General features: G+C 72.8%; 26 protein-coding genes and 1 tRNA gene. 12 read left to right on the forward strand and 15 right to left on the reverse strand.

The annotated features are described in order from the left end of the window. The first annotated feature begins 42 nt into the window (after positions 1 to 42). A complete protein-coding gene (locus IE096_RS08640) occupies positions 43 to 231 on the forward strand; it encodes a hypothetical protein (RefSeq protein WP_189450286.1) in 189 nt (62 codons plus the stop codon). Next, positions 215 to 1,942, forward strand: a complete 1,728-nt coding sequence (polX, locus tag IE096_RS08645; RefSeq protein WP_189450288.1) for a DNA polymerase/3'-5' exonuclease PolX — start codon at positions 215 to 217, stop codon at positions 1,940 to 1,942. Before IE096_RS08640 ends, polX begins: the two co-directional genes overlap by 17 nt. 15 nt (positions 1,943 to 1,957) lie before the next feature. Here the strand turns inward: polX and IE096_RS08650 are convergent, their stop codons facing one another. Next, the gene (locus IE096_RS08650) at positions 1,958 to 2,590 is read right to left on the reverse strand and encodes a VC0807 family protein (RefSeq protein ID WP_229820054.1); all 633 of its coding nucleotides are present in this window, start codon (positions 2,588 to 2,590) and stop codon (positions 1,958 to 1,960) included. A gap of 252 nt (positions 2,591 to 2,842) precedes the next feature. Here IE096_RS08650 and IE096_RS08655 point away from each other — a divergent pair, with 252 nt between their 5' ends. Beyond that, a complete protein-coding gene (locus tag IE096_RS08655; RefSeq protein WP_189450292.1) occupies positions 2,843 to 5,089 on the forward strand; it encodes a terpene synthase family protein in 2,247 nt (748 codons plus the stop codon). A gap of 59 nt (positions 5,090 to 5,148) precedes the next feature. Here IE096_RS08655 and IE096_RS08660 read toward each other — a convergent pair. The 3 genes from IE096_RS08660 to IE096_RS08670 all read right to left on the reverse strand — a co-directional run bounded on the left by IE096_RS08660 (position 5,149) and on the right by IE096_RS08670 (position 6,889). Continuing rightward, positions 5,149 to 5,222: transfer RNA gene (locus tag IE096_RS08660), tRNA-Lys, on the reverse strand. A gap of 10 nt (positions 5,223 to 5,232) precedes the next feature. Beyond that, positions 5,233 to 6,246, reverse strand: a complete 1,014-nt coding sequence (locus tag IE096_RS08665) for a MerR family transcriptional regulator (RefSeq protein WP_189450294.1) — start codon at positions 6,244 to 6,246, stop codon at positions 5,233 to 5,235. A 7-nt stretch (positions 6,247 to 6,253) separates the two neighbouring features. Continuing rightward, on the reverse strand, positions 6,254 to 6,889 hold the full coding sequence (locus IE096_RS08670; protein ID WP_189450298.1) for a HEAT repeat domain-containing protein: 636 nt from the start codon (positions 6,887 to 6,889) through the stop codon (positions 6,254 to 6,256). 148 nt (positions 6,890 to 7,037) lie between these two features. On the opposite strand from IE096_RS08670, the gene IE096_RS08675 reads away from it, so the two are divergent. Further along, positions 7,038 to 8,168 (forward strand): sialidase family protein, encoded by a 1,131-nt coding sequence (locus tag IE096_RS08675; protein WP_189450300.1) that lies wholly within the window; start codon positions 7,038 to 7,040, stop codon positions 8,166 to 8,168. A 13-nt stretch (positions 8,169 to 8,181) separates the two neighbouring features. Here IE096_RS08675 and IE096_RS08680 read toward each other — a convergent pair whose 3' ends face one another. The 3 genes from IE096_RS08680 to IE096_RS08690 form a co-directional block, all read right to left on the reverse strand. Beyond that, positions 8,182 to 9,993: a choice-of-anchor A family protein gene (locus IE096_RS08680; protein WP_189450302.1), complete on the reverse strand. Its 1,812-nt coding sequence runs from the start codon at positions 9,991 to 9,993 to the stop codon at positions 8,182 to 8,184. 142 nt (positions 9,994 to 10,135) lie between these two features. Further along, on the reverse strand, positions 10,136 to 10,462 hold the full coding sequence (locus IE096_RS08685; RefSeq protein ID WP_189450304.1) for a putative quinol monooxygenase: 327 nt from the start codon (positions 10,460 to 10,462) through the stop codon (positions 10,136 to 10,138). A gap of 125 nt (positions 10,463 to 10,587) precedes the next feature. Next, on the reverse strand, positions 10,588 to 11,502 hold the full coding sequence (locus IE096_RS08690; RefSeq protein WP_189450306.1) for a LysR family transcriptional regulator: 915 nt from the start codon (positions 11,500 to 11,502) through the stop codon (positions 10,588 to 10,590). Between the two features lie 94 nt (positions 11,503 to 11,596). Between IE096_RS08690 and tdh the strand changes: the two genes are divergently transcribed. Together tdh and IE096_RS08700 are read left to right on the forward strand one after the other, a co-directional pair. Continuing rightward, positions 11,597 to 12,637 carry an L-threonine 3-dehydrogenase gene (gene tdh, locus IE096_RS08695; protein WP_189450308.1) on the forward strand — a complete coding sequence of 347 codons (1,041 nt, stop codon included), beginning with the start codon at positions 11,597 to 11,599 and terminating at the stop codon, positions 12,635 to 12,637. 64 nt (positions 12,638 to 12,701) lie between these two features. Next, the gene (locus IE096_RS08700; RefSeq protein ID WP_229820055.1) at positions 12,702 to 13,889 is read left to right on the forward strand and encodes a glycine C-acetyltransferase; all 1,188 of its coding nucleotides are present in this window, start codon (positions 12,702 to 12,704) and stop codon (positions 13,887 to 13,889) included. A 67-nt stretch (positions 13,890 to 13,956) separates the two neighbouring features. On the opposite strand, the gene IE096_RS08705 is transcribed toward IE096_RS08700, so the two are convergent. Further along, positions 13,957 to 14,505 carry a GlcG/HbpS family heme-binding protein gene (locus IE096_RS08705; protein WP_189450309.1) on the reverse strand — a complete coding sequence of 183 codons (549 nt, stop codon included), beginning with the start codon at positions 14,503 to 14,505 and terminating at the stop codon, positions 13,957 to 13,959. 138 nt (positions 14,506 to 14,643) lie between these two features. Between IE096_RS08705 and IE096_RS08710 the strand changes: the two genes are divergently transcribed. Together IE096_RS08710 and IE096_RS08715 are read left to right on the forward strand one after the other, a co-directional pair. Next, entirely contained in the window at positions 14,644 to 15,909 is a 1,266-nt protein-coding gene (locus tag IE096_RS08710; protein WP_373298051.1) for a sensor histidine kinase, read from the forward strand. After that, on the forward strand, positions 15,906 to 16,550 hold the full coding sequence (locus tag IE096_RS08715) for a response regulator (RefSeq protein ID WP_189450313.1): 645 nt from the start codon (positions 15,906 to 15,908) through the stop codon (positions 16,548 to 16,550). The genes IE096_RS08710 and IE096_RS08715 overlap by 4 nt, the downstream gene beginning before the upstream one ends. Before the next feature lie 55 nt (positions 16,551 to 16,605). Here the strand turns inward: IE096_RS08715 and gad are convergent, their stop codons facing one another. Continuing rightward, positions 16,606 to 18,021: a glutamate decarboxylase gene (gene gad, locus IE096_RS08720; RefSeq protein ID WP_189450315.1), complete on the reverse strand. Its 1,416-nt coding sequence runs from the start codon at positions 18,019 to 18,021 to the stop codon at positions 16,606 to 16,608. A gap of 7 nt (positions 18,022 to 18,028) precedes the next feature. Next, complete coding sequence (locus IE096_RS08725; protein ID WP_189450317.1) at positions 18,029 to 18,676, reverse strand: 50S ribosomal protein L25/general stress protein Ctc; 648 nt, start codon at positions 18,674 to 18,676, stop codon at positions 18,029 to 18,031. 355 nt (positions 18,677 to 19,031) lie between these two features. On the opposite strand from IE096_RS08725, the gene IE096_RS08730 reads away from it, so the two are divergent. Together IE096_RS08730 and IE096_RS08735 are read left to right on the forward strand one after the other, a co-directional pair. Further along, the gene (locus IE096_RS08730; protein WP_189450319.1) at positions 19,032 to 19,685 is read left to right on the forward strand and encodes a hypothetical protein; all 654 of its coding nucleotides are present in this window, start codon (positions 19,032 to 19,034) and stop codon (positions 19,683 to 19,685) included. Continuing rightward, positions 19,678 to 20,550, forward strand: coding sequence for a hypothetical protein (locus tag IE096_RS08735; protein ID WP_189450321.1), 873 nt, complete (start codon positions 19,678 to 19,680; stop codon positions 20,548 to 20,550). The genes IE096_RS08730 and IE096_RS08735 overlap by 8 nt, the downstream gene beginning before the upstream one ends. A gap of 49 nt (positions 20,551 to 20,599) precedes the next feature. On the opposite strand, the gene IE096_RS08740 is transcribed toward IE096_RS08735, so the two are convergent. The 5 genes from IE096_RS08740 to IE096_RS08760 all read right to left on the reverse strand — a co-directional run bounded on the left by IE096_RS08740 (position 20,600) and on the right by IE096_RS08760 (position 23,423). After that, complete coding sequence (locus IE096_RS08740) at positions 20,600 to 21,172, reverse strand: hypothetical protein (RefSeq protein ID WP_189450323.1); 573 nt, start codon at positions 21,170 to 21,172, stop codon at positions 20,600 to 20,602. Between the two features lie 144 nt (positions 21,173 to 21,316). Then, complete coding sequence (locus IE096_RS08745) at positions 21,317 to 21,691, reverse strand: hypothetical protein (protein WP_189450325.1); 375 nt, start codon at positions 21,689 to 21,691, stop codon at positions 21,317 to 21,319. A 52-nt stretch (positions 21,692 to 21,743) separates the two neighbouring features. Continuing rightward, positions 21,744 to 22,136, reverse strand: coding sequence for a roadblock/LC7 domain-containing protein (locus IE096_RS08750; RefSeq protein WP_373298052.1), 393 nt, complete (start codon positions 22,134 to 22,136; stop codon positions 21,744 to 21,746). A gap of 97 nt (positions 22,137 to 22,233) precedes the next feature. Further along, positions 22,234 to 23,040: a transcriptional regulator gene (locus IE096_RS08755; protein ID WP_189450329.1), complete on the reverse strand. Its 807-nt coding sequence runs from the start codon at positions 23,038 to 23,040 to the stop codon at positions 22,234 to 22,236. Continuing rightward, entirely contained in the window at positions 23,037 to 23,423 is a 387-nt protein-coding gene (locus IE096_RS08760; RefSeq protein WP_189450332.1) for a hypothetical protein, read from the reverse strand. The genes IE096_RS08755 and IE096_RS08760 overlap by 4 nt, the downstream gene beginning before the upstream one ends. A gap of 272 nt (positions 23,424 to 23,695) precedes the next feature. Between IE096_RS08760 and IE096_RS08765 the strand changes: the two genes are divergently transcribed. Together IE096_RS08765 and IE096_RS08770 are read left to right on the forward strand one after the other, a co-directional pair. Next, positions 23,696 to 24,184: a hypothetical protein gene (locus IE096_RS08765; RefSeq protein ID WP_189450334.1), complete on the forward strand. Its 489-nt coding sequence runs from the start codon at positions 23,696 to 23,698 to the stop codon at positions 24,182 to 24,184. Between the two features lie 291 nt (positions 24,185 to 24,475). After that, positions 24,476 to 25,540, forward strand: a complete 1,065-nt coding sequence (locus IE096_RS08770; protein WP_189450336.1) for a zinc-dependent alcohol dehydrogenase family protein — start codon at positions 24,476 to 24,478, stop codon at positions 25,538 to 25,540. Positions 25,541 to 25,645: the final 105 nt, after the last annotated feature.

The following is a 25,645-nucleotide window of genomic DNA, read 5'->3' on the forward strand; positions in this document are numbered from 1 at the left end:
GACCCCTTACGACCAAGCCGATGACCGGATAAGAGGTACTTCATGCGCCGCACCCCTGTCATGACCCTTGGCACCGCCGCCGTGCTCGGCCTCCTGCCCGGCTCGCCCGGGACGGCCGACAGCGGCGCCCCCACCACCCCCGCGTGCCGGCTCCCCACCCCCGCGCGGCCGGGCACCCGGTTGCGCGGCACCGCCCCGGTGGCACGCTTGAACTGTGGCCCGGCCCAATGACGAGGTCGAGGCGGTCCTCCAGGAGTACGCCGACCTCGTCGCGATCACCGGTGGCGACGCCTTCAAGGCCCGTGCCTACGAGAAGGCCGCCCGCGCGATCGGCGGCTTCCCCAAGGACGTCTCCACCCTCGACGCCGAGGGCCTGCGGGAAATCCCCAACGTGGGGAAGTCCATCGCCGACAAGGTCCTGGAGTATCTGAGCACCGGCCGCATCCCGGCCCTGGAGGAGACCAGGGCGGCGATCCCGCCCGGCGTCCGGGAGCTCATCTCCGTCCCCACACTGGGCCCCAGAAAGGCCATGACGCTCTACGAGGAGCTGGGCGTCTCCTCCGTGGAACAACTCCTCGACGCCATCCACGACAAGAAACTGCGCGACCTCAAGGGCTTCGGGCCCCGGACCGAGGAGAACATCCTCCACGGCATCGCCCTGGCGCAGAAGGCGGGCGGCTCCGGCGGCCGCATCCTCCTCAACGCCGCCATGGACGTCGCGGAACAGATCGTCGCCGAGCTCTCGGGGACGCCCGGCTGCGAGGGGTGCGCGTACGCCGGGTCGCTGCGCCGCATGCGGGAGACCATCGGGGACATCGACGTCCTCGTCGCCGCCACCCGCTCGGGCCCGTTCATGGAGGCGATCGCCGCCCTCCCGTACACCGCCGAGGTCATCGCGCACGGCGAGAAGAAGACCTCGATCCGCACCACCGAGGGTCTCCAGGTCGACCTGCGCGTCCTGCCGCCCGGCTCGTGGGGGGCGGGGTTGCTGTACTTCACCGGCTCCAAGGCGCACAACATCCGTATCCGTGAACTCGCCGTCCGCCACGGGTACAAGCTGTCCGAGTACGGGCTGTTCCACGCCAAGAGCGGACGGCGGATCACCTCGGCGACGGAGGAGGACGTCTACGCCCGGCTGGGCCTGCCCTGGATCCCGCCCACCCTGCGCGAGGACCGGGGCGAGGTGGCGGCCGGGCTCCGCGACGAGCTGCCCGAACTCGTCGAGGACGGCGACATCCGGGGCGACCTCCACACCCACACCGACCTCACGGACGGGCTGGCCTCCCTGGAGGACATGGTCACCGCCGCCGCCCGGCGCGGCTACTCCTACTACGCCGTCACCGATCACGCCCCCGACCTGTACATGCAGCGGATGACGGACGCCAAGATCCTCGCGCAGCGCGAGCGGGTGCGGGAACTCGACGGGAAGCACCGGAGGATGCGGCTGCTGCACGGCGCCGAGCTGAACATCGGGCCGGACGGGGAGGTGGACTGGCCCGGCGAGTTCCTGGCCGGGTTCGACCTGTGCGTCGCGTCCGTCCACTCGCACTTCAACCAGAGCCGGGCGGAGTTGACCCGACGGCTGGTGCGGGCCTGCGAGAACCCCCATGTGTCGGTCATCGGGCACCCCACCACCCGGCTCATCGGCAAACGGCCCGGAATCGACGCCGACTTCGACGCCGTATTCGAGGCGTGCGCGCGGACCGGCACCGCCCTGGAGATCAACGCCCATCCGGAGCGGATCGATCTGTGCGACGAGGACATTCTGCGGGCGAAACGGTACGGGGTGAAGTTCGCGGTGAACACGGACGCGCACTCCACCACGCATCTTCCGTATATGCGCTACGGCGTGGGAACGGCGCAGCGTGGCTGGCTGACCAAGGACGACGTCATCAACACCTGGCCGCTGCAACGGCTGCGCCGTTTCCTGTCCCCGAAATGACGGGGAGTCGGTCGATCAGGCCTCAGACGGCGCGGCGCCCTCGGCGCGGCCCTTGGCGCGGGCGCGCTTGGAATAGGTGATCGTCCAGGCGATCAGAAGGGCGGGGACGCCATAGGCGAGGACGGAATTCACGCCGACCATGGCGCCGGTCGACAGCGCGTAGGACAGTCCGACGCGGGCGATCGCCTCGACAATGTATCCGAGGCCCCAGACCGTGGTGATCAGGGTCATCGTCCGCCGGAAACTCTCGTGCCGCCAGAGGCCGTTCCAGTGGGCGACGGCGTTCGCGGAGCCGTCGGTGCCGAATTTCCGGCCGAGGTAGAACATCAGCGGGCGCGGGGTGGCCAGGCTGATCAGGCAGACGACACCGAAGAGGCCGGTGATCAGGGAGTCCTTGACCAGCAGCAGACGGGCCGAGTGCGGTCCGACGCCGGTGACGGCGATGGTCAGCACCAGGAAGATCAGGGTCAGCACGGCGAACTCGTCGACGCGCCGGTGCCAGATCAGATAGATGACGACGTCCACCACCGGCCAGACACCGGAGGCCACCAGGGCGGAGAAGTCGCTCCAGCCCGCGTCGGTGAGCTGGTTGTAGGTGACGAACGGCAGCACCACATTGCAGGCGATGGTCAGGGCCCAGCTCAGCATGGCACTGGGCCCGAAGCGCCGGGACGGCGCGGATGACGTAGATGACGCTGTGGTCATCGATTCCCCCAAGATCAAATGAGCAAAACGGGGGGACTGTAGGGGAAAGGCGTCATCAGTAGCAAGATCGTTAATCTCAACCCCTCTTTTATTCACCATATTGGGCGGAAATCCTACTTTCCCTGGACTCCTCGCCCACTCCCCGCCATAGCGTGCCCCCGACGGTCCCATCCGCACCGAAAGGCCGCCCACGCGATGCCCAACCCCTTCGAGCTGCCCCGCTTCTACACACCGCACCCGGCCCGCCTCAATCCCCATCTCGAGGGCGCGCGGCGGCATTCGAAGGCATGGGCGCGGCGGATGGACATGATCGAGGGATCGGGCGTCTGGGACGAGGGGGAATTCGACTCCCACGACTACGCCCTGTTGTGCTCCTACACCCACCCCGACGCCTCCGGCCCCAAGCTGGACGTGGTCACCGACTGGTACGTGTGGGTGTTCTTCTTCGACGACGACTTCCTGGCCCGGTTCAAGCGCACGGGCGACACCCTGGGCGCCCGCGCGTATCTCGACCGCCTCGGCGCCTTCATGCCGCTCGGCCCGGACGACGCCGCCCCCGAGCCCACCAACCAGGTGGAGGCGGGGCTGGCCGACCTGTGGGCGCGTACCGTGCCGGACATGTCGCCGGAGTGGCGGCGGCGCTTCCGGGAGAGCACCTGGCATCTGCTCGAGGAGTCGATGTGGGAGCTGTCGAACATCAACGAGGGCCGTGTCGCCAACCCCGTCGAGTACATCGAGATGCGCCGCAAGGTCGGCGGGGCGCCCTGGTCCGCCCACCTCGTCGAGTACGCGGCGGGCGCCGAGGTGCCCGACGCCGTGGCGGCGACCCGGCCGCTGCGCGTCCTGAAGGACACCTTCGCCGACGGGGTCCACCTGCGCAACGACCTCTTCTCCTACCAGCGCGAGACCGAGACCGAGGGCGAACTCGCCAACGCGGTCCTCGTCTTCGAGCGCTTCCTGGGCTGCGACACCCAGCGGGCCGCCGACGCCGTGGGCGAGCTCCTCACCTCCCGCCTCCAGCAGTTCGAGCACACCGCCCTCACCGAGGTCGGCCCCGTCCTGGCGGAGCACGGGCTGGACGCGCGGGCGTACGCCGACGTCTTCGCCTACGTCAAGGGCCTCCAGGACTGGCAGGCCGGCGGCCACGAGTGGCACCTGCGCTCCAGCCGCTACATGAAGAGCACCACGGGCGGCCCCCGGGTGCCCGAGGCCCTACTGGGCGGGCCGCTCGGCATCGGCACCTCGGCGGCCCTGCTGGTGCCCTCGATCCTGGCGGCGCTGCCCGCGCGGCTGCGCGGGTTCACCCACGTCCCGTTCGAGAAGGTGGGCCCGCTGCCGCGCCCCGACTTCGAGATGCCCTTCCAGACCCGGCACAACCCCCACCTGGAGGCCACCCGCCGGCACGGCGTCGACTGGGCCCGTCGCACGGGCATCACCGTCCCCAGCCCCGCCGACCCCCTCGCGGGCCACTGGGACGAGGAGAACCTCCACGACTTCGACCTGGGGCTGTGCGCCGCCGGCATCAGCCCGGAGGCCGGCCCCGACGAACTGGACCTCGCCACGGACTGGCTCATCTGGGGCACCTACGCGGACGACGTCTACCCCGCCCACTTCGGACGGCGCCCCGACGGGCTGACGGCGGCGAAGGACTGCACCGACCGGCTCAAGCTGTTCATGCCGCTGGACGCCGTCGTCACCGAGACACCGCTGAACTGCCTGGAGCGGAGCCTGGCGGACATCTGGGTCCGGACGGTGACGCCCATGCCCGCCGCCGACCGCGCGGTGTTCCGGCGGGCCGTCGAGGGGATGCTGGACAGCTGGCAGTGGGAGCTGTCCAACCAGCGCATGAACAAGATCCCCGAGCCGGTCGACTACATCGAAATGCGCCGCGACACCTTCGGCTCCCCGCTCACCATGACGCTCTCCCGCCTCCGCCACGGCAGGGCGCTGCCCCCGGAAGTCCTCGCCTCCCGGCCCGTCCAGGCGCTGGAGAACGCCGCCTCGGACTACGCCACGCTCATGAACGACGTCTTCTCCTACCAGAAGGAGATCGAGTTCGAGGGCGAGGTCCACAACTCCGTCCTGGTCGTCCAGAACTTCTTCGACTGCGGGCGCGAGGAGGCCCTGGGCATCGTCGCCGACCTGATGAGGTCCCGGATGCGGGAGTTCCTCCACATCGTCGCCACGCAACTGCCCGCCCTGTGCGAGGAGTACGCGCTCGACGTGCGGGCCCGCATCGCCCTGGACGGCTACGTCCAGGAGCTCAAGGACTGGCTGGCGGCCATCCTCACCTGGCACCGGGAGTGCCGGCGCTACGGCGAGGCCGACCTGATCCGCCGCCGCGCCGCGTCCGCCGCCGCGCCGCCCCCGGAGGCGCCCCTGGGCGCACCGGCCGGCCTCGGCACCTCGGGGGCCCGGCTCGCGACCCTCCTGCGGGGCTGACGCCCAAGGAGCACGGCGAAGGCCCCCACCGACCGGTGGGGGCCTTCGCTGTCGTTCAGTGCGCCACCAGGGACTCGAACCCCGGACCTGCTGATTAAGAGTCAGCCGCTCTGACCAACTGAGCTAGCGGCGCGGCACACATACTACCCGATCGGCTGACGGGCTCGTATCCCGAGAACGTATGACGCGGTATGCGCGACGGCACGGTCTTCGTCATGTGACAGATCCGCGAGGGCACGTGACGCCGTGGTTCCCGGGATGTCCGCGAGCGCTTGTGTCAGCCGTCGGCGTGCGGACGTTCCGACGCTGCTGTGGGCGAGGCGGTCGACGAGCCCGGTGGCGATCTGATCCGCCAACGCGGGATCACTCGCCAGCGCGCTCAACGTATCGGCCGCGTCGGCGTCGTACGCACCCTCGGCGATCATGTCGATGAGCGTCGGGACCGTGTCGACTGCTCCCCGTGCCCCGAGCGCCAGAGCCGCATACCTGCGGACCGTGATGTCGAGGTTCGTGAGGGCGTCCCGCAGCAGTGCGGTCGCCTCGCCGTTCGGGATCTCGGCGACGGACCGGACGGCACGTTTCCGCACCTCGGCCACCGGTGAGCCGAGTGCCTCCGTCAGCAGCGCCAATCCGCCGTCGCCCGTTCGCGCCAGAGCCCATCGAAGGGCTCCGGCCACGTTCGGGTCCGTCTCGTTCAACACTGCCTCGACCAGTGCTTCCACCGGCACCGGAACCCCTTCGACCGAGGACAGTGCCGCGCGTTGGCGCGTCCCGGCGCTCTTCGACCCCAACGCCTGGAGGAGTGCGACGATCCGGAGGACTTCCGGCCAGCCGACGGGTTCCGCGGCGTCGACCCGGCTGAGCCGTGTGAGCAGCTCCGTCTCATCCGCGATGCGCTCTCGCGTCCGGCGGATGAGGTCGTCGACGAGCTCCGTGGGCGTGAAGCCCGGATCGTCGAGTGCGCGCCCGACGTCACGCAGCGACATCCCCAACGACCGCAGGCTCTCGATATGGAAGATCCGCCTGATGTCCTCGCTCGAGTACTCCCGATAGCCGGCGTCGTTACGATCCGTCGGCCGCACCAGGCCGAGCGCGTCGTAATGCCTGAGCATGCGGGCGCTGACCCCGGATCGTCGTGCCACATCACCGATCAACACGGCCTTGTCACCCCTCCTGGCTGGTCGTACCGAGGGCCATGATGCGCTTCGCCTCCTCGATCGCGAACTCGAATCCGGCATCGGGGTCGCGCAGCAGCCGTTCCGTGGCGATCGCGTGCTGACGCACGCGAGGATCGGGATCCGTCATCGCGGCACGCAGGGTCGGCATCATCGCCTCACCGAGCGCGATCAGCGCCCGGCTGAGACTCAGCCGCGTCTCACGCTCGCCGCGCCCGAGCTGTGTCGCCAGCACTCCGGCCAACTCGGGCTCCTCACCGTCGGGTACGAGGACGACTGCCGCTCGCCAGGCGCTCCGCACCACCTCGTCATCCGTGGCGGTGAGTAGTCGCCGTGTGATCGCCGGCCACGCTCGCCGATCCCCGATCTTGGACAGCGTGTGCAACGCCTGGCTCCGCGCCTGCGCACGCTCCGAGCGGAGTTCATCGATGAGCCTGGGGAGCGTCATGGACGACGAGTGGCGGGTGAGTGCCCACGTGAGCATGTCCCGCACGTGGAATTCGGGCTCGATCGCGCATCGTTCGACGAGCTTGTCGATCAACCGCGGGTCGGGGGTCGTGCCGGCCGCCAGCGCCGCCCGCAGGCGCACTGACGAGCGGCTGTCCTCCAGCCCCGGCACGGTCATCGGGACCACCTCCTCGACGCAGTGAAGACCTTGTCACTGTGTCAAGGTCAAGCGGTTCGTTGGTCCGGACGGCCCATGGTTGCCCTCCCCGCCCCAGGGGCATGATCGCCCGGTTGGTTCCACCCCCTTGACCACGTCAGGAGATCCCATGCAGCGGATCGGTATCGCCGCCACCGCGGCGGCCGCCGCCCTCGCGCTCGTCCGGATGCCCGCCTCCGCGCAGCCGCCCACCACCGCGGCGAACGGACCGGCGTCCTGGACGGCACCGTCCTGCACCCGTGTCACCGGTGACGGCTCCGTCACCTTCACCACCGACGACGGCAGGACCCTCGCGCCCACCTCCGGCACCCTCAAGGCCACCGGCTACACCCACGGCCTGGTCGCGCTGGACACCCCGGGCGCCCTGCTCGCCACCCACAACGACGCCCTGCTGCGCTCCACCGACGCCGGCTGCGTCTGGCAGCGTGTCGCCACGCTCGGCGGCGCGTCCACGCGGCTGGCCGCGGCACCCGGCGGGCGGGCCTTCGCCTGGCAGAAGAACGGCCGTTACCTCGCCCGCGTGGACGGCACCACCGTCACGCCCCTGAAGGCGCCGACCGCGCGCATCAGCGGGCTGGGCACCGACCGGGCGCGGCCCGGTCATGTGCGCCTGGCCGGGGACGACGGGCAGTTGTACGACTCGGTGGACGGCGGGGCCGGCTGGCGCCGCGTCGGCACCCCCGCGTTCGGCGGCACGGCGAGCGTCTACGGCGTGGCCTTCGACCCGGCCGATCCGGATCACGCCGTCGCCGGGGGCATGGCGACGGGTGGGGCCGTGACCACCGACGGGGGCGTCACCTGGCGGGCGGCGCGCGGGCTTTCGGCCGACGGCGGGCGGGCGAACCTCTTCGACGCCGTCGTCTCCCCCGCCGACCCCCAGGTCGTCTACGCCCTGGGCATCGACCTGGTGGAGGCCACGCCGGGCTCGTCCTCCGAGGGGCGGCATCTGTACCGGTCGGCCGACGGCGGCCTGACGTACGTCAAGGTCGTCGACGACTCCGCGGCCGTCAAGCTCACCAACGGCACGCTGCTGGCGCCCAGTCCGGTCGACCCGAAGGTCCTCCACTTCACGTACGGCACGTACTTCCAGAACTACGGCACCGATCTGTTCCGTTACGACGCCTCGACGGGCCGGGTGACGGCGACGCACAACGCCTACGACGGCGTCTCCGCGATCGCCTTCAACCCGGCCCGGCCGGACGTGATGTACCTGGGCGTGGAGGAGGTGCGGGTCGACTGATCCGCGCCTCACCTCATGGGCGCCCGCCCGACGATGGGCGCCCGCCCGGCTCGCGCGGGGTGCCCTTCAGCGTCACGGTGATGCCGGACCGCGCGTTGGCCACGGTCACCGCGTACGGCCCGAACGCCCGCTCGGGGGGCGGGAGATAGCCGTCGGGCACGACGGTCTGGCGCAGGTAGTACGCGCCCGGCGGCAGGCCCCGGAAGGCGCAGCGGCCCGCGCGGTCGGTGGTGCAGCCGGGGTCGGCCCGGCGGTCGGGGGCGGCGCCCGCGATCTGGAGCCCGGGGCGGCGGTTGGTCTCGCGCCACAGCTCGAAGCGGGCTCCGGGCAGCGGCCGGCCGGTGCGGGCGTTCTTGGTCACCAGGTGGATCGAGCCGTAGGAGGCCGGGTCGGGGGTGCTGCCGACGGTGACGGAGACGCCTTGGGCCGCGTTGACGGCGGTGAGCTCGAACGGCCCGAACACCGTGCGGTCGGGCAGCCGGTAGCCGGGCGGGGGCTGGAGCTGCTGCCAGTAGTAGGTGCCGGGTTCCACCGTGCTGCGGCACACGCCGTGGGTGTCGGAGACGCACTCGTCGGCGGAGCGGGTGTCGGGCCGGTCGCCGGAGGTCTGGAGGCCCGGGACGCCGTTGGTCTCCCGCCAGAGCTGGAAGCGGGCGCCTTGCAGCGGCCGGCCGTCCTGGGCGTCCCGCTCCACGACCGTCACCTCTCCGGTGGGCCGGGGCGGGGGCGCGCAGTCGGGGAGGTCGCCGGTGAAGGGGTAGGCGTGGAACTCCTGGCCGCTGCCGCCGCCCGTGGCGGAGGTGTGGGTGAGCGAACCGGCGGTGAGGAAGCGGCCGTTCATTCCCGGCAGGGTGACCGTGGCCTCGCTGGTGGGGTCGCCCACCAGGACGCTGCCCTGGAACTGGCCGGTGCCGAGGAAGTCGACGCGCCGGGCGTCGGGGACGTTCCACAGGAGGCGCTCGCGCAGCCGGTTGAAGGGGTTGTCGTCGGTGGCACCGCCGCTGAAGGTGTTGACGACACGGGAGGTGCCTTCGAGGTTGACGAGGACGGTGGCGCCGGCGGGGATGCCGGTGAAGCGGATGGCCTGCTGGCCGCCGTCGCGGCCGACGAGGTCGAAGCCGACGTGGAACACCTGGAGCCGGGAGGTGCCGTCGCCGGTGAACACGGTCTCCGTACCGGTGTTGCGGGCGGTGCCGGTGGCGGGGCGGGCGCGTCCGTCCGCGCCGCGCGCGTAGCAGCGGGCCGCGGCGACGAGCCGCTCGCGCAGTCCGGCGTAGGGCCGGGCGGCGCCCGAGGCCGCGACGTCGCCGCCGATGACCAGGCCGGAGACGTCGCCCGCGTGCCGGACGACGCCGCGTTCGGCGTCCAGCCGCTGGCCGGGGGCGACGAGGACGTCCCCGTCGGTGGTGAGGAAGTCGGCGCCGTCGGACGGGGGGACGCGGGAGCCGACGTGGAGGACGCCCACGGTGTAGAGGGCGCCACCGGAGGTCTTGTTCACGTCGAAGTCGCCGAGGGACACCACCCGGCCCTCGGCCCCGGCGGCGCCGCCGCGGACGCGGAAGTCGCCGCCGGTGAAGACGTTGATGTTGTCGTCGCGGCCGGTGAACGGCCTGTCGTTGAGGGCCGGGTAGGTGCGGGGGCAGCTGCCCGGCAGGCAGGGGCCGAGGCCGCCGGGCAGCGGGGCCGCCTGGGCGGGCAGGGCCAGGCCGCCGAGGGCGGCGGCCGCGGTGGCGGCGCCCGCCGCCGTGCGCCGCAGCCATGTGGCGCACCGGGTGCGGAAGCGGGTCCGGGGGTCGTCGGGGGGCCCGGCCGTGCCTTCGTTCACTTTGTCTCCGCCTGGTCTAACCGATTTGTCGACGTTTTCGCCGCACGGTCCCGACTATGGCTTTGACCATCTCTTCAGATATTCCGACGCGCCGGGTCGTGACCCGAACAGCCCCCTCCCCGGCGCGCCCGGCCGGGCGGCGTCACGGACGCGGCGTCACCTCGGCCATGGCCGACCAGCCGGTGCCCGGCGTCTCGACGTGGATGATCTCCGGCGTGCTCGCGACGACGTCGGGCATCCAGGCCATGGCGGTCTTGAAGTGCTCGGAGTTGACGTGGACCTCGCCGGCCGCGCTGTCCTTGAACGCCTCCAGCAGGACGAACTGGTGGGGGTTGTCGACGCTCTTGGACCACTCGTAGAAGACGTTGCCGTCCTCCGCGCGGGTGGCCTCGGTGAAGTCCTTGACCAGGTCCAGCCACTCGGCGCTGCGCTCGGGGCGGATGGTGAACTTGACGGCGATGAAGATCATGCGTGCTCCCGGGGGATGCGGACGGCCGGACGGCTGAATCGCCACCATCGTGCCCCGGCCCGTCGCGGCCCGCGAACGCCGGTGCGACCGATTCCGGCCCTGCCGGAAAACGGGCCGCCCGGCACTCACCCCGCGAGAGCGGCCGCCCGGTCGCGAAGCTCCGCCAGGGCCAGCCGCAGCAGGGGGTGCCCCTCGCTGCCCCGGCGGACGGCGGTGAACACCCGGCGCGTGGGGCCCGGACCGCGCAGCGGGCGGACGGCGGGGGTGAGCGCCGGGCGGATGCCGTGGAGGGCCGAGCGCGGTACGAGCGCGACGCCCGCCCCGACGGCCACCAGCGCGCAGACCGCCGAGAAGTCGTCCGAGAGGCACTCCACGCGGGGCCGGAACCGGGCCTCCTCGCAGGCCCGCACCACGGCCTCGTGGACGGGGTTGCCCGGCCAGGGGGTGATCCACGGGTCGTCCCGCAGGTCCGTGAGGTCCACCTCGGGCTTGTCGGCGAGGCGGTGGCCGGGCGGCAGGACGGCGTCGAAGGGCTCCTCGTAGAGCGGGGCGTGCAGCAGCCGCCCGGCGTCGGAGGCCAGGGCGTCGCGGTGCTCGACGGCCACGGCGATGTCCGCCTCGCCGTCCAGGAGCAGCCGGGCGCTGGTGTGCCCCTCGGCGTCCTTGACCCGCACCCGGACCTGGGGCGCCCGCCGGCCGAGGGCGGCCACGGCGGGGGCGACGACCTCGGTGATGGACGTGGCGAAGGCCGCGACGGTCACCTCGCCCACCAGACCGGTGGAGCACCGGGCCAGGTCGGACTCGGCCCGCTCCAGCTGGGCGGCGATCTCCACCGCGTGCCCGGCCAGGACGCTGCCGGCCGCCGTGAGCCGCACGGTGCGGCCGCGCCGCTCCAGCAGGGCGTGCCCGGTCTCCGCCTCCAGGGCGGCCAGCTGCTGGGAGACCGCCGAGGGCGAGAGGTACAGGGCGTGGGCGGCCGCGGTCACGGTGCCGTGGTCGGCGAGGGCGCTCAGCACCCTGAGCCGGCGGGGGTCGATCATTTGTCCACTATCGCATCCATGAAGCAGAGCTTCACAGGTGTCATCGCATAACGTTGATGGACTTCACAGTCCTCAGCCGCCACAGTGATCCCCCATGAGGGCATTGGTGAAGACCGCGGCGGGGCCGGGTCTCGAACTGACCGAGGTACCGACCCCCGAGGCCGGTCCCGGGCAGGTACTGATCAAGGTGCTGCGCACCGGCATCTGCGGCACGGACCTGCACATCGACAGCTGGGACGACTGGGCGGCCCGCGTGGTCCGCGCCCCCCTCGTCGTCGGCCACGAGTTCGCGGGCGAGGTCGTCGAGACCGGCCCCGGTGTGAGCACCGTGAGCGTCGGCGACATCGTCAGCGGCGAGGGCCACCTCGTCTGCGGCACCTGCCGCAACTGCATGGCCGGCCGCCGCCACCTGTGCATCCGCACCATCGGCCTGGGCGTCCACACCGACGGCGCGTTCGCCGAGTACGTGGTCCTGCCCGAGTCGAACGTCTGGGTCCACCGGCACGAGATCGACATCGACGTCGCCGCGATCTTCGACCCGTTCGGCAACGCCGTGCACACCGCGCTGTCCTTCCCGGTGCTCAACGAGGACGTCCTCATCACCGGCGCCGGCCCGATCGGCATGATGGCCGCGGCCGTCGCGAACCACGCCGGGGCGCGCTCCACCGTGATCACCGATGTGAGCCCCTACCGGCTCGCCCTGGCGGAGAAGATGGGCGCCACCGTCGCCCTCGACGTCAGTGAGCGGCGCATCGCCGACGTCATGCCGGAGCTCGGCATGACCGAGGGCTTCGACGTCGGCATGGAGATGTCCGGCCGCGCCGACGCCCTCCAGGACATGATCGCGACCATGTCCCCCGGCGGCCGGATCGCCGCCCTGGGCCTGCCCACCGGCGACGTGAGCATCGACATGGCCACCGTCGTCACCCGCATGCTGACGCTGCGCGGCATCTACGGCCGCGAGATGTTCGAGACCTGGTACGCGATGTCCGTGCTGCTGCGCAGCGGCCTCGACATCTCGCCGGTGATAACGCACCGCTTCGGTTTCGAGCAGTACGCCGAGGCCTTCGCCACGGCCCGCTCCGGCCAGTGCGGGAAGATCGTCCTCGACTGGACCCGTCCGGTCCTCCCCTGACGCCGTCCCGCCCCCGACGCCGGTCATCCCCCTGGCGTACGACCACACCACGAGGAGTCCCCCCGTGTTCGACAACATGCGCGAGCACCTGCGCAAGGAGCTTCAGGGCATCCGTGACGCCGGGCTGTACAAGTCCGAGCGCGTGATCACCAGCCCGCAGTCCGCGGCCATCAGCGTGGGCGACGGCAAGGTCCTGAACTTCTGCGCCAACAACTACCTCGACCTCGCCGACCACCCCGAGGTCATCGCCGCCGCGAAGACGGCCCTGGACGACTGGGGCTTCGGCATGGCCTCCGTCCGCTTCATCTGCGGCACCCAGGCGCCGCACAAGGAGCTGGAGGAGAAGATCTCCCGGTTCCTCGGCATGGAGGACACGATCCTCTACAGCTCCTGCTTCGACGCCAACGGCGGTGTCTTCGAGACGCTGCTGACGGCCGAGGACGCGGTGATCTCCGACGAGCTCAACCACGCGAGCATCATCGACGGCATCCGCCTGTCGAAGGCGGCCCGCTTCCGCTACCGCAACCGTGACATGGCCGATCTGGAGCGCTGCCTCAAGGAGGCCTCCGGCGCCCGTCACAAGCTGATCGTCACCGACGGCGTCTTCTCCATGGACGGCTACATCGCCCCCCTGGACGAGATCTGCGACCTGGCCGAGCGCTACGGCGCCCTCGTCATGGTCGACGACTCGCACGCCGTCGGCTTCGTCGGCGAGGAGGGCCGCGGCACGCCCGAGCTGTTCGGGGTGACCGAGCGGGTCGACATCATCACCGGCACCCTCGGCAAGGCCCTCGGCGGGGCCAGCGGCGGCTACGTCGCCGCGCGCGCCGAGATCGTGGAGCTGCTGCGCCAGCGCTCGCGCCCGTACCTCTTCTCGAACTCCCTCGCGCCGTCCATCGTCGGCGCCTCGCTGCGGGTTCTCGACCTGCTGACCGAGTCCGGTGACCGCCGGGCGCGGCTGCGGGAGAACACCAAGCTCTTCCGCACGGAGATGACCGCCGCGGGCTTCGACATCCTGCCGGGCGAGCACCCGATCGCCCCGGTGATGGTCGGCGACGCCGCGCTGGCCGGCCGGATGGCCGCGGCGCTGCTGGAGAAGGGCATCTACGTGATCGCCTTCTCCTACCCCGTCGTGCCCAACGGCAAGGCGCGCATCCGCGTCCAGCTGTCGGCCGCGCACTCCCGCGAGGACGTGCTGCGCACGGTCGCCGCGTTCCGCGAGGTCCGCGACGCGCTGGTCGCCACGGCCTGAGCGCGATGACGCCCGCAGGGCCCGTCCCGGATCACCGGGACGGGCCCTGCGGCGTGTCCGGCCCGGATCAGTCCGCGAGGCCGGCGACGCCCGCCTTCGCGTACTTCTCGTCGAGGTCGCCGCTGGGCGCGCCCGCCACGCCGATGCCCGCGACCGGGGCGCCCTTGTCCTGGACGGGGGCGCCGCCGGGCAGGAAGAGCGTGCCCGGGATGTCCTTGAGGTTCGGGGTCTGCTGGAGCCGCTTGACCAGCTCCGAGGTCGGGGCGTTCCAGGAGACGGCCGTGAACGCCTTGCGCTCGGCGGACTCGTAGGACTGCGGGCCCGCGCCGTCGCCGCGCAGGGTCACCACGGTGTTGCCGTCGCGGTCGACGACGGCGACGGACACCTTCTGCCCGTCCTTCTTCGCGGCGGCGAGCGCGGCCTGCGCGGCCTTGGCCGCCGCGTCCACCGACAGCCGGTTCACCTGGACCAGGCCCTTGGCGGCCGGGGCCGGGGCGGCGGGGGCGGGGGCCGCCGTGGCGGCGACGGCGCCGAAGGTGACGGCACCGGCGACGGCCACCGCCACGCTCCCGGTGATCACACGGGCGCGGACGGAGAACTGCTGCGGGCTCTTCATGGGAACTCCAGTCGGACTGTCGGAACTGATCGGAACCGATCGGGACGTCTCCATCCTCGAAGCGATCACGACCCCTCCCGGTCGTCGGTCCGGAGGGCGTCCGCGCGCGGTTCGGACGACCCGGGGTCGACCGATCGGATGATGCGAGGGCGATCACCAGGGGTTAGGACAGAAGACGTGAACACGTACGTGACCGGCACCGCCCCACCGCTCCCGGACCGCGACCCCGACGCGCGGTGGTTCGCCGTCGTCCGGCACACCGCGTTCTTCCTCCTCCTCGGCGCGTCCCTCGTCCGTTTCCTGATCCGCCACGCGGGCCAGCCGGACACCCCGTGGATCATCGCCCTGAGCACCCTGCTCGGCATCCTCTACGTGCTCGGCGCGGGCCTCGACGACGCCGCGCCGGCGCACCGGCGGCTGTGGCTCGGCGCGGTCGTCGGGGTGTGGGTGGTGCTGGTGGTCGCGGCCCCGAGCTTCGCCTGGTGCGCCGTACCGCTCGTCTACACCGCCCTGCGCACCCTGCCCGTCCGCGGCTCCCTCGTGCTGATCGCGGGGCTGACGGTCTTCGTCGTGGCCGCGCAGATCAGCCTGTTCGGCTTCGACCCCAACCTCGTCGTCGCGCCGCCCACCGTCGCCGCGCTGGCCACCGCCGCCTTCGTGCACATGGAGCGGCAGCGGGCCCGGCAGGACGCCCTGATCGGCGATCTGCTGCGCACGCGCCGCGAGCTGGCCGCCACCGAGCGCCGCGAGGGCGCGCTCGCCGAGCGGCAGCGGCTGTCGATGGAGATCCACGACACCCTGGCCCAGGGCCTGTCCAGCCAGCAGATGCTGCTCCAGGCGGCCGACCGGATCTGGACGGCCGACCCGGGCACGGCCCGCCACCACGTCCGCGCCGCGGCGGACGTCGCCGCCCGGGGTCTGGCCGAGGCCCGCCGCTTCGTCCAGGACCTGGCCCCCGCCGACCTCGCGGACGGGGTGCCCCTGGCGGAGGCGCTGCGCGCCCTGGCCGAACGGGAGCCGGTGCCCGGCCTCACGGTCCGCTTCCACCAGGAGGGGACGCCCGTGCCCCTGCCGGAGAGCGCGGAGTCGGCGCTGCTGCGGATCGCGCAGGGCGCGCTGGCCAACGTCCGCGAGCACGCGGGGGCGAGCACCGCGGCCCTCACCCTCACCTGGCTCGACGACCAGGTCGTCCTCGACGTCGCCGACGACGGGCGGGGCTTCGACGCCGGTGCCGCCCCGGTGGCCGGCCCGGGGCGCGGCCACGGCCTGCCCGCGATGCGGGCCCGTGCGGGCCGGCTGGGCGGCCGGCTGAGCGTGGAGTCCGTGCCCGGCGAGGGCACCGTCGTCTCCGCCGCCCTCCCCCTCGTCTCCTCCGACTCCCCCGACTCCCCGGAGCTGTCATGAGCGCCGCCACGCCCGTCCGTCTGCTGCTGTGCGACGACCACGCCGTCGTCCGCGCCGGGCTGCGCGCCCTGTTCGCCAGCGAGCCCGGCATCGAGGTCGTCGGCGAGGCGGGCACCGGCGAGGAGGCCGTCGCCATGGCGGCGAAGCTGCGGCCGGACGTGGTCCTGATGGACCTCCAGCTGGGCCCGGGCATCGGCGGGGTGGAGGCCACGCGCCGTATCACCGCCGCGCCGGACGGGGTGCGGGTGCTGGTGCTCACCACCTACGACACGGACGCCGACGTCACCCGGGCCCTGGAGGCCGGGGCCACCGGCTATCTGCTCAAGGCCGAGCGGCCCGAGGAGCTCTTCGCGGCCGTGCGGGCCGCCGCCCAGGGCCGTACGGCGCTCTCCCCGCCGGTGGCCGGCCGGGTCATGGCCCGGCTGCGCGGCACCCGGCCCGCCACCGGCACGCTCACCGACCGCGAGCGCGACATCCTGGGCCAGCTCGCGCGCGGCCTCGGCAACCGGGACATCGCCCGGGCGCTGTTCATCAGCGAGGCCACGGTCAAGACCCACCTGGGCCGCATCTACGCCAAGCTGGGCGTGGACACGCGGGCGGGGGCGGTGGCGGTGGCGAAGGAGCAGCGGCTGCTGGGCTGAATTCAGCCTCGCCGGCGTTTGAGGCGCGGGGGTCCGGGGGCGGAGCCCCCGGTGGCTAGTGGTGGAACGCCGTCGCCACCCGCTCCGGCCGGTCCAGTGGCGCGTCCTGCCGGCGCAGTTCGGGCAGGAGGGCGGCCAGGTCGTCGAGGAAGACGTCCGCGAGGTCCTGCGAGAACCCGTTGCGGCACACGACCCGCAGCACCGACAGGTCCTCCCGGTTCGGCGGAAACGTATACGCGGGCACGAGCCAGCCACGCTCCCGGAGCCGGCGCGAGACGTCGAAGACGTCGAAGTTGGTGATGCCGTCGGCCGTGGTGAAGGCGAACACCGGCAGTTCGTCGCCGCGCGTCAGCAGACGGAAGTCGCCCAGTTCCCCGATGCGCCGGGCGAGACCGCTCGCGACGGTGCGGGAGTTGCGCTGGACGGCCCGGTAGCCCTCGCGGCCAAGCCGCAGGAACGTGTAGTACTGCGCGGCGACCTGCGCGCCCGGGCGGGAGAAGTTGAGGGCGAAGGTGGGCATGTCGCCGCCCAGGTAGTTGACGCGGAAGACCAGCTCCTCGGGGAGCGCCGCCTTCTCCCGCCACAGGGCCCAGCCGACGCCGGGGTAGACCAGTCCGTACTTGTGGCCGGAGGTGTTGATGGACGCGACGCGCGGCAGCCGGAAGTCCCACACCAGGTCCTCGTCGAGGAAGGGGGCGATCATCGCGCCGGACGCGCCGTCGACGTGGACGGGGACGTCCAGGCCCGTGCGTTCCCGGAGGGCGTCCAGGGCGGCGCAGATCTCGGCGACCGGTTCGTAGGAGCCGTCGTAGGTGGAGCCGAGGACGGCGACGACGCCGATGGTGTTCTCGTCGCACAGCCCGGCCGCGGCTTCCGGGTCGATGTGGAAGCGGTCGCCCTCCAGGGGCACCTGGCGGGCCTCGACCTCCCAGAAGTTGCAGAACTTGTCCCAGCAGACCTGGACGTTGGAGCCCATCACCAGATTGGGCCGGGCCCCGCCGCCCGGGTAGCGGTCGGGGTGGGCGAGGGCCCAGCGGCGCTTGAGGGCGAGGCCTGCGAGCATGCACGCCTCGCTGGAGCCGGTGGTGGAGCAGCCGACGGCGGAGGCGGGGTCGGGGGCGTGCCACAGGTCGGCGAGCATGGCCACGCAGCGCCGCTCCAGCTCGGCGGTGCGCGGGTACTCGTCCTTGTCGATCATGTTCTTGTCGCGGCACTCCGCCAGCAGCACCCCGGCCTGGGGCTCCATCCAGGTGGTGACGAAGGTGGCCAGGTTGAGCCGGGCGTTGCCGTCGAGCATCAGTTCGTCGTGGACGAACTGATAGGCGGCGGACGGGGTCATCGGCCCGTCGGGCATCCGGTGCCGGGGCGGCTCCAGCGCCATCGAGGAGACCGGGTCCGCCTCGCCGTAGAAGGGGTTGACCGCGTAGCCGCGGGCGGCGTGCCGGCCGCCGCCGCCCTTGTGCAGCGCCATGCGCGCGTCAGCCCTCGCCGCCCTCCGCGGGCTGCTCGGCCTCGGCCGCCTCGGCCGGGGCGGCGGCCTCGGCGGCGGCGCCCTCTTCCTCTTCCTCCTCGGGGACTTCCTCCGCCTGGGCGGCGACGACCTGGAGCAGGGCCGTGCTCCCGTCGACGGCCAGGGAGCAGCCGCGCGGCAGGTCGATGTCCTCGGCGCGAATGGTGTGACCGGCCTCCAGGCCCTCGATGGAGACGGTGAACGACTCCGGGATGTGGGTGGCCTCGGCCTCGACCGGCAGCGCGTCCAGCATGTGCTCCAGCAGGTTTCCGCCGGGGGCCAGTTCGCCCTCGGTGAGGACCGGGACGTCCACGGTGACCTTTTCGCCCTTCTTCACGGTCAGGAGGTCCACGTGGATCAGAAAGCCCTTGAGCGGATCGCGTTGGACGGCCTTGGGGAGCACCAGCTCGCTCTTGCCCCCCTCGATGTCGAGCCGGATGAGCACGTTCGGCGTCTTGAGGGCCATCCACAGCGCGTGGCCGTCCAGCGCGAGGTGCTTGGGGTCGGCGCCGTGGCCGTAGACGACGGCGGGGACCCTGTTCTCGCGGCGGATACGCCGGGCGGCACCCTTGCCGAAGTCGGTACGCGGTGTGGCGGCAAGCTTCACTTCGGCCATGGGGGCGCTCCTCGGAATTCGTGGCTCTCCGGCCGCCGAGTTTATTCCGGGTTCATCCGGCCGGACCGCCCGGGAAATTCTCGATTGCTCCGTTCGGCCGAGAAACCCATTTCCTCGGGCGGCGCCCGGCGGCCGTGCCGTCGGGGCCGCGCGGACGGGGCGAACCACCCGTCCGTGCGCCCTCTCCGCACGCCGGAGCACAGCCGGGCGGCCGCGCTTCGGCCCACGGGCCGTCACCCGTGAATCACCGGTGACGGCCGGAAAGCACGGTGAAATCATCGGTTCCGCGCAGCATTCCGCATCCGGCCGCCGCCGGGTGCCGCCCGTCTGCGCGGACGCGAGGAAAGGGTGGCCCATGCCAGAAATCCGCCTCGAACCACCGCCGGACCGACCGGGCCTCCCGGAATTCCCAGCCGTCGTGGAGCCCGCCGTCCGTGACATTCCCGGGCCGCCGCCGGCCCCCGGCCCCGCCGAGCCGGTGGCCTGGGAGCGCACGGCGACCCCCTCCGGCGAGGAGCTGCTCGACCGCGCCGCCCCGGCGGTGCTCGCCGACCCCCGGGCGCGGGCCGCGCTCGACGGACACCGGTACGCCTTCCTGGGCGCCGGCCTGCTCGCCGACGACAAGGACCGTACGACGCCCGCGATCCTGGTGCTCGTCTACGACTACACCGACGACCGGACGCTGGAGTTCACCCTCGACGACGGCGAGCCGCCGGTGCTCACCGGCATGACCGCGGGCCCCGGCCAGCCCGCCCTCTCGGACGCGGAGATCGAGCGGGCGGTGGAGATCGCCCGGGCCCAGTCCGAGGCCGCGCGCCGGGCCCCGGCCGACGCCGTGCCCATGGTGCTGCTCACCAGCGACGTCCATGAGGGCGACGAGCACCACGGCCGGCGCCGCGCCTACGTCGCCTTCGGCTCCCCCGACCGGCGCATGCCCCAGGTGCGCGTCCTGGTCGACCTCGGGGAGGAGCGGGTGGTCGACGCGGGAAGGAGGGTGGGCGATGAGTGAGTCGGGCCGGATCAGCTGGCCCGCCCAGCAGCCGGTGTGGACCTTCGACTGGCGGCTGGCGGACGCCCCCGACGAGGAGGGCATCGTCATCCTCGGCGCCGCCTACCGGGGGCACCAGGTCTTCGCCAAGGCCAGCCTCCCCTCCTTGCGGGTGCGGTACGAGGGGCCGTGCGGCCCGTACAAGGACCCGCTCAACTACAACAACGCGCACCCCACCTCCCGCTGCCCCGGCAGCAGGGTGTGCGTCTACGCCTACTCCAGCGGGGGCCTGCGCGCCCTGAGCGTGGAGTCGTACCACACCATCAGCGCCTACCGGCTCACCCACCGCTGGGTGTTCTGGGAGAACGGCGTGATCATGCCCCGGCTCTTCAGCGCGGGCATCCAGTGCCCCTTCGACCACCGCCACCACGTCTACTGGCGGCTGGACTTCGACATCGACGGCGCGCGACGGGACCTGGCGCTGGAGTACAACACCTATACCGGCGAAGAGGGGTGGGGAGCGGGCTGGCACCCCTTCCGCACCGAGACCAAGCGGCTGAAGAACCCGCCCTCGCGGCGCAGCTGGGCCGTCGTCGACCTGGACAGCCACCGTGGATACCACGTGCTGCCCGGGCCGAACGACGGCACCGCGGACGCCTTCTCGGCCTCCGACCTGTGGCTGCTGCGCTACCGTGCGAGCGAGGACCGCTACGGACGGCAGGGCACCGCGGCCGACGACGGGCTGAACGGCTATCTGAACGCCGAGAGCACCGACGGCCAGGACCTGGTCGTCTGGTACGCCGCGCACCTCTTCCACCGGGTCGCCCACGGGGGCGACGACTGGCACGGCGTGGGCCCGGACCTCGTCCCGTTCGGGCCGTGGTGACGTGTCGTGGGCACGACGCGACCACCGGCCCGCCCCCGGGGACCCGGCATCAGCCCAGCAGACCCCGCACGAGCCCGCTGATCAGGTCGTTGACGCCGCCCACCACACCGCCGAGCGTGTTGACGAGCCCGCTCAGCAGGCCCTGGACGGAGGGGATCAGCCCGGCGCCGTCGAACCGGCCGCCGTCGTGCGCGGCCCGCTCCTTGGCGAGCCGTACGGTCGCGACGACCGCGTCGGTCGTGGCGACCGTGACCGCGCGGAGCTCCGGACGCCCGCTGCCCGCCTGCCGCTCCAGGCCGGCCCGGGCCCGGCCGAGCGCGTCGAGGTTGTCCCGGATCGTCCCGCAGTGCCCGGCGCGGGACCGCTCCGGGCCGAGGGCGGCACAGCCCGCGGCCTCCTCGGCCGCCTCCTTGCCGACGGCGTTCTCGTCGATGGCCCGCATCGCCTGGCCCGCGGCCTTGCGCAGGGCTTCGGGCGAGGGGGCCTGGACGTGGGCGGTGGCGCCGGACGCGCCGGCCGGCGCGGACACCGTGCCGGCCGTGGTGGGGGCCGCGGTGCCGAGGAGGAGCGCACCGCACACGGTGGCGGACACCAGCAGGCCGGATCTTCGGGGGACACCCATGGAGGTAACTCCTTCGAACAGAAGGGGATCTTCACGAAGACCCTGCGCCGGGTGCGACGCCCCCGCAAATCGGGCCACCCCTCCGGTGACAACGGGTCCCTGACACGGTGTGCCGCGGTGCGGTCGTCAAGTCGCCAAAACGCTTCAGACCTCCAGTTCGGACTCGATGCGGCGGAGCTGATGGCGGGCCATCGCGAGGTTGGCGCGCTTGGAGTCCAGGACCAGGTACAGGAACAGGCCGTTGCCGCCCCGGCCCGTCAGCAGCCTGATCAAGTGGTACTGCGTGCCGAGGGTGATGAGGATGTCCTCGATGCTGTCCTGGAGGTTGAGCATCTCCATGGCGCGCAGCTTGGCCCGGACGACGTCCGTGTTGGCCGCGGCCGCGACGTTGAGGTCGAGCGACGCGGAGCCGCCCAGGGTGCCCAGCGCCATGCCGCTGCCGTAGTCGACGAGGGCCACGCCCAGCGCGCCGTCGATCGAGTTCATCGCGTCCTTGAGGGCCGTTTCGGTGTTCGCCATGGGAAACCCATTTCTTTGTCGATGAATTTATGGATGGATACGCGATCGGTCACTACGCCTGGCGCTGCCGCTCCAGTGCGCCGTCGACGATCTGCGCGATGCGGGCGCCCGCTCTGCGGGCCTCCAGGTTCAGCCGCCCCACATTGGCGTCGGCCGAGGCCAGCAGCGTCAGCACGCTCGCGGCGCCGGCCGCGTACGTGGCCACGTAGCCGAGTTCGCCGCTGACGACGAGTTCGCGGAACCCCCCGTGGCCCACGGCGTCCGAGAGCCGCGCGCCGACCCCCAGGGCCGCCGCGGTCAGCGCGGCCAGCCCGTCCGGTTCGGCACCGGTGACGAGGTGCGCGATCACCAGCCCGTCGGTGCTCGCCACCATGGCACCGGTCAGATGCGGTACCCGGACACGTAACCCCTGGAGCTCGGCGAGCACCTCGGGTGCGGCGGTCATCGGCTGCCTCCTTACGACGAATTGCCTCAACGCGCGCCTCATCATGGGATCGGTGGGACCCGGCCGGCACCCGGCCCGGTCGCGGAGCGTCTCAGGGTCACAAGGCCTCCAAAGCGTCGCGGATCCGTTGGAGCAGGAAGATCTCCGGTGCGTCGGCGGGGACCCTCGCGGCCGGCGCCGCCGGGCGGGCCCGCCGGGGCGGCGGCGTGCCGGGTGCCGGGGTCCGCACCAGCCCCGCCGCGGCCAGCCGCCGGACGTCGAGGAGGGTCGCGAACGCGGAGCGGCCCAGCGCGCCGGCGATCTGCGTCGGCGTCCGCACCCCGTCGGCCGCGGCCAGCACCGCGCCGGACGGCGACCGGCGGACGGCCCTGGGCGCGGGGGCAGGGGCGGGGACGGGGACGACCGGGGACACGTCGAGCTCCGGGCAGGGCCAGGCCCGCTCCAGCAGGCCCCGGCGCCGGCGCACTTCCCGCCGCACGGCCGCCACGGGGACGGGACGGACGGGCCCGAACCAGTGCCGGGCGCCCCGCAGGAACCGGTCGGGGGCCCGCTGGGAGCCGTCGAGGGGGGACAGCACGAAGTAGGCCGCGTCGAACAGGGCGCTGAGATGGCACAGTTCGAGCTCGCCCCGGCTCAGCCTGCCGCGTTCGACGAGCAGGCTCCCCGCGCGGTGGTCCGGCCCGCCCTCGGTCACCGCCTCCTCCCAGCTCTCCCGCGACAGCCGGCCGCTCGCCGTCAGCCGCCACCCCACGTCCGGCACGACCGGGCTCTCGGCGTGCACCAGGGCCCCGTCGGCGAGGTAGAGGGCCCCGGCCCGGCCGTGCAGCGCTCCCGTCGCCCGCTCCCGGACGAGCCGGTCCAGCGTGGCCGTCACCACGGCACCGCCCGTCACCACAGCCGTCATGCCGACACCAGCCGGGTGGCGAGGTCCTTCATCCGGAACAGCGCCACCGCGAGATTGGCCTCCGTCCGGTCCAGCCAGACGTACAGGAAGACACTGCTGTCGAACGAGGTCGCCACGTACCGGAACAGGTGGTAGCTCCCCCGGGCCGTGACGATCAGCTCCTCCACCGGCCCGTCATGGCGTGCGCCGCCACCCGTGAACCCACCGTTCTCCACGGCGAGCCGGGCCAGTTCGGCGGCCTCCGCCGCCGACGCCTCGTGATCGCCGTCCGGCCCGTCGCCCACCGCCCCCAGGGTGAGCCCGCTCGTCCAGTCCACCAGGCTCGCGCCCCGCGCCCCGGGAATGGCCATGGCCTCCGTCAGGCACCCGTCTATTCCGGTCACACGATCCTCTCCAGCCGCGCGACGGCAACAGGGAGCGCCGCGTATCGGTACAAGGCTCGGTACATGGGGGGTGATCACCAGGGGATGTGACCCATGCGACGGAAGGTAACCGATACCGGTGGCAGGGGGTGAGGGTTTTGGCATTTTCTCTCGGCACATGTGCGGAGGTGCTATAGGCCTGACGTGTTGGGCGTTAGGGTGAGCGCTGCCGGTCCCCCCACGTTCGGCGGCGATGCCCGCCTGCCCGTCCGTACCGATCGTGGAGTTCCGCCTTGGCCATAGCCACCGTGTCCCGTCCCGCGTCCCGCCGGCGCCTCGCCGCCGCGTGCGGGCTCGCCCTCGCGACCGCGCTGACCCTCACCGGGTGCACGGGGGACGACAAGTCGCCGACGCGCCCGTCCGCTTCACCGTCCGCGTCGACATCCGCGTCGACCTCACCGTCGCCGGGCCCCACGGGGAGCGCGACGCACACCGACACGCCGTCCCCCGGGTCGGCGACCCACGTGCCGAAGGCGCCGCCCAAGACGCGCGGGCCACAGACCGAACCCCCGGCGCCCGGCGCGGAACGCACGGCGGGGGCGGCGGGGGCGAAGGGGTCGTCCACGTCGGAATCGTCCTGCGAGATCCGTTCCGACGCCGGGAACTGCTACAAGGCGGGCCAGTTCTGCCGCAAGGGCGATGTGGGCGCCGGTACGCACGACGCCCACGGCCGCCTCATCACCTGCGGCGGCGACGGTGGCCGCCCGCGCTGGCACTACTGACCGCCGGGCGGCCGCCGCGCGCACGATCCGGGCGTGCGGCGGCCGGGCACCCGGGCGGGGCGTGCCGCCGGGGCGGCGTACCGGGGCCGGCCATCGGCTTCCGGCCCCGGCACGCGCCCGGGGGACCGAGCGGGGACGACATCCCGTCCGGGCTGTGACCAGCGTGCCGTCGCGCGGCCCCGGCGCGCAGGGGCCGAACGGACCCCGCGCGGGGACACCCGGGCCTTGCCGTCCCCCCGGGCCCGGCGCACCGTGGAAAGAGCGAGGGCCCGACGGCCGGAGGTGAGCACGATGACGGTCCCGGAACCGCAGGCTCCGCGATCCCCCGGACCCGTGCCGCCCCCGACGGAGACCACGGCCTGGGTCGTCGACCACACAGCGCCCGCCACCGAACGGCCGCTGCGCCGGGAGCGCAGGCCGCTGCCGGAACCGGGCCCGTACGATCTGCTGATCAAGGTCGGGGCGTGCGGGGTGTGCCGGACGGATCTGCATCTGGCGGAGGGCGATCTGCCGCCGCGCGCGCCCCGCCGTACGCCCGGCCACGAGATCGTCGGCCGGGTGCTGGCCGCCGGGCCGGCCGCGGAGGGCTTCGCCCCCGGTGACCGCGTCGGCGCCGCCTGGCTCGCGGGCACCTGCGGGATGTGCCGCTATTGCACCGGTGGCCGGGAGAACCTCTGCCCGGACTCCCGCTACACCGGCTGGGACGTCCACGGCGGGTACGCCGAGCACGTCATCACGGACTCCCGTTTCACCTACCGGCTGCCGGAGGGGCCGCCGGACGAGGAGCTCGCACCGCTGCTCTGCGCGGGCATCATCGGCTATCGCGCGCTGCGGCGGGCCGAGCTGCCGCCCGGCGGCGCGCTCGGCATCTACGGTTTCGGCGCGTCCGCCCATCTGACCGCGCAGCTGGCGATCGCCCAGGGCGCGTCCGTGCACGTCCTCACCCGTGCCGAGCCGGCCCGCCGGCTGGCGCTGGAGCTGGGCGCGGCGTCGGCGGGCGGCACCTACGACGATCCGCCCGTGCCGCTCGACGCGGCGATCCTCTTCGCTCCCGTCGGGGATCTCGTGCCGGTGGCGCTGGCGGCCCTCGACCGGGGCGGGACGCTCGCCGTGGCCGGAATCCATCTCACCGACATCCCGGTGCTCGGCTATGAGCGGCACCTCTTCCAGGAGCGGACCCTGCGCAGCGTCACCGCCAACACGCGGGCCGACGGGCGCGCGTACCTGTCCGAGGTCGCCCGGCACCGGCCGGTGGTGCACGTCCAGCCGTATCCGATGAGCCGCGCCGACGAGGCGCTCGCGGACCTGGCGGGGGACCGGGTCACGGGCGTGGCGGTGCTGGTCGCGGAGGAGTGAGCCCCGAGCCGGCCCGGCGGCGTGGGGCGGCCGGATCGGGGCCGTTCGGCCCATGGCGGTCCGACAAATGCTGGATCATGATCCAAACAGGACGACATGCCGACG

It is taken from the genome of Streptomyces abikoensis, from assembly GCF_014648775.1.
In the GTDB taxonomy this organism is placed as follows: domain Bacteria; phylum Actinomycetota; class Actinomycetes; order Streptomycetales; family Streptomycetaceae; genus Streptomyces; species Streptomyces abikoensis.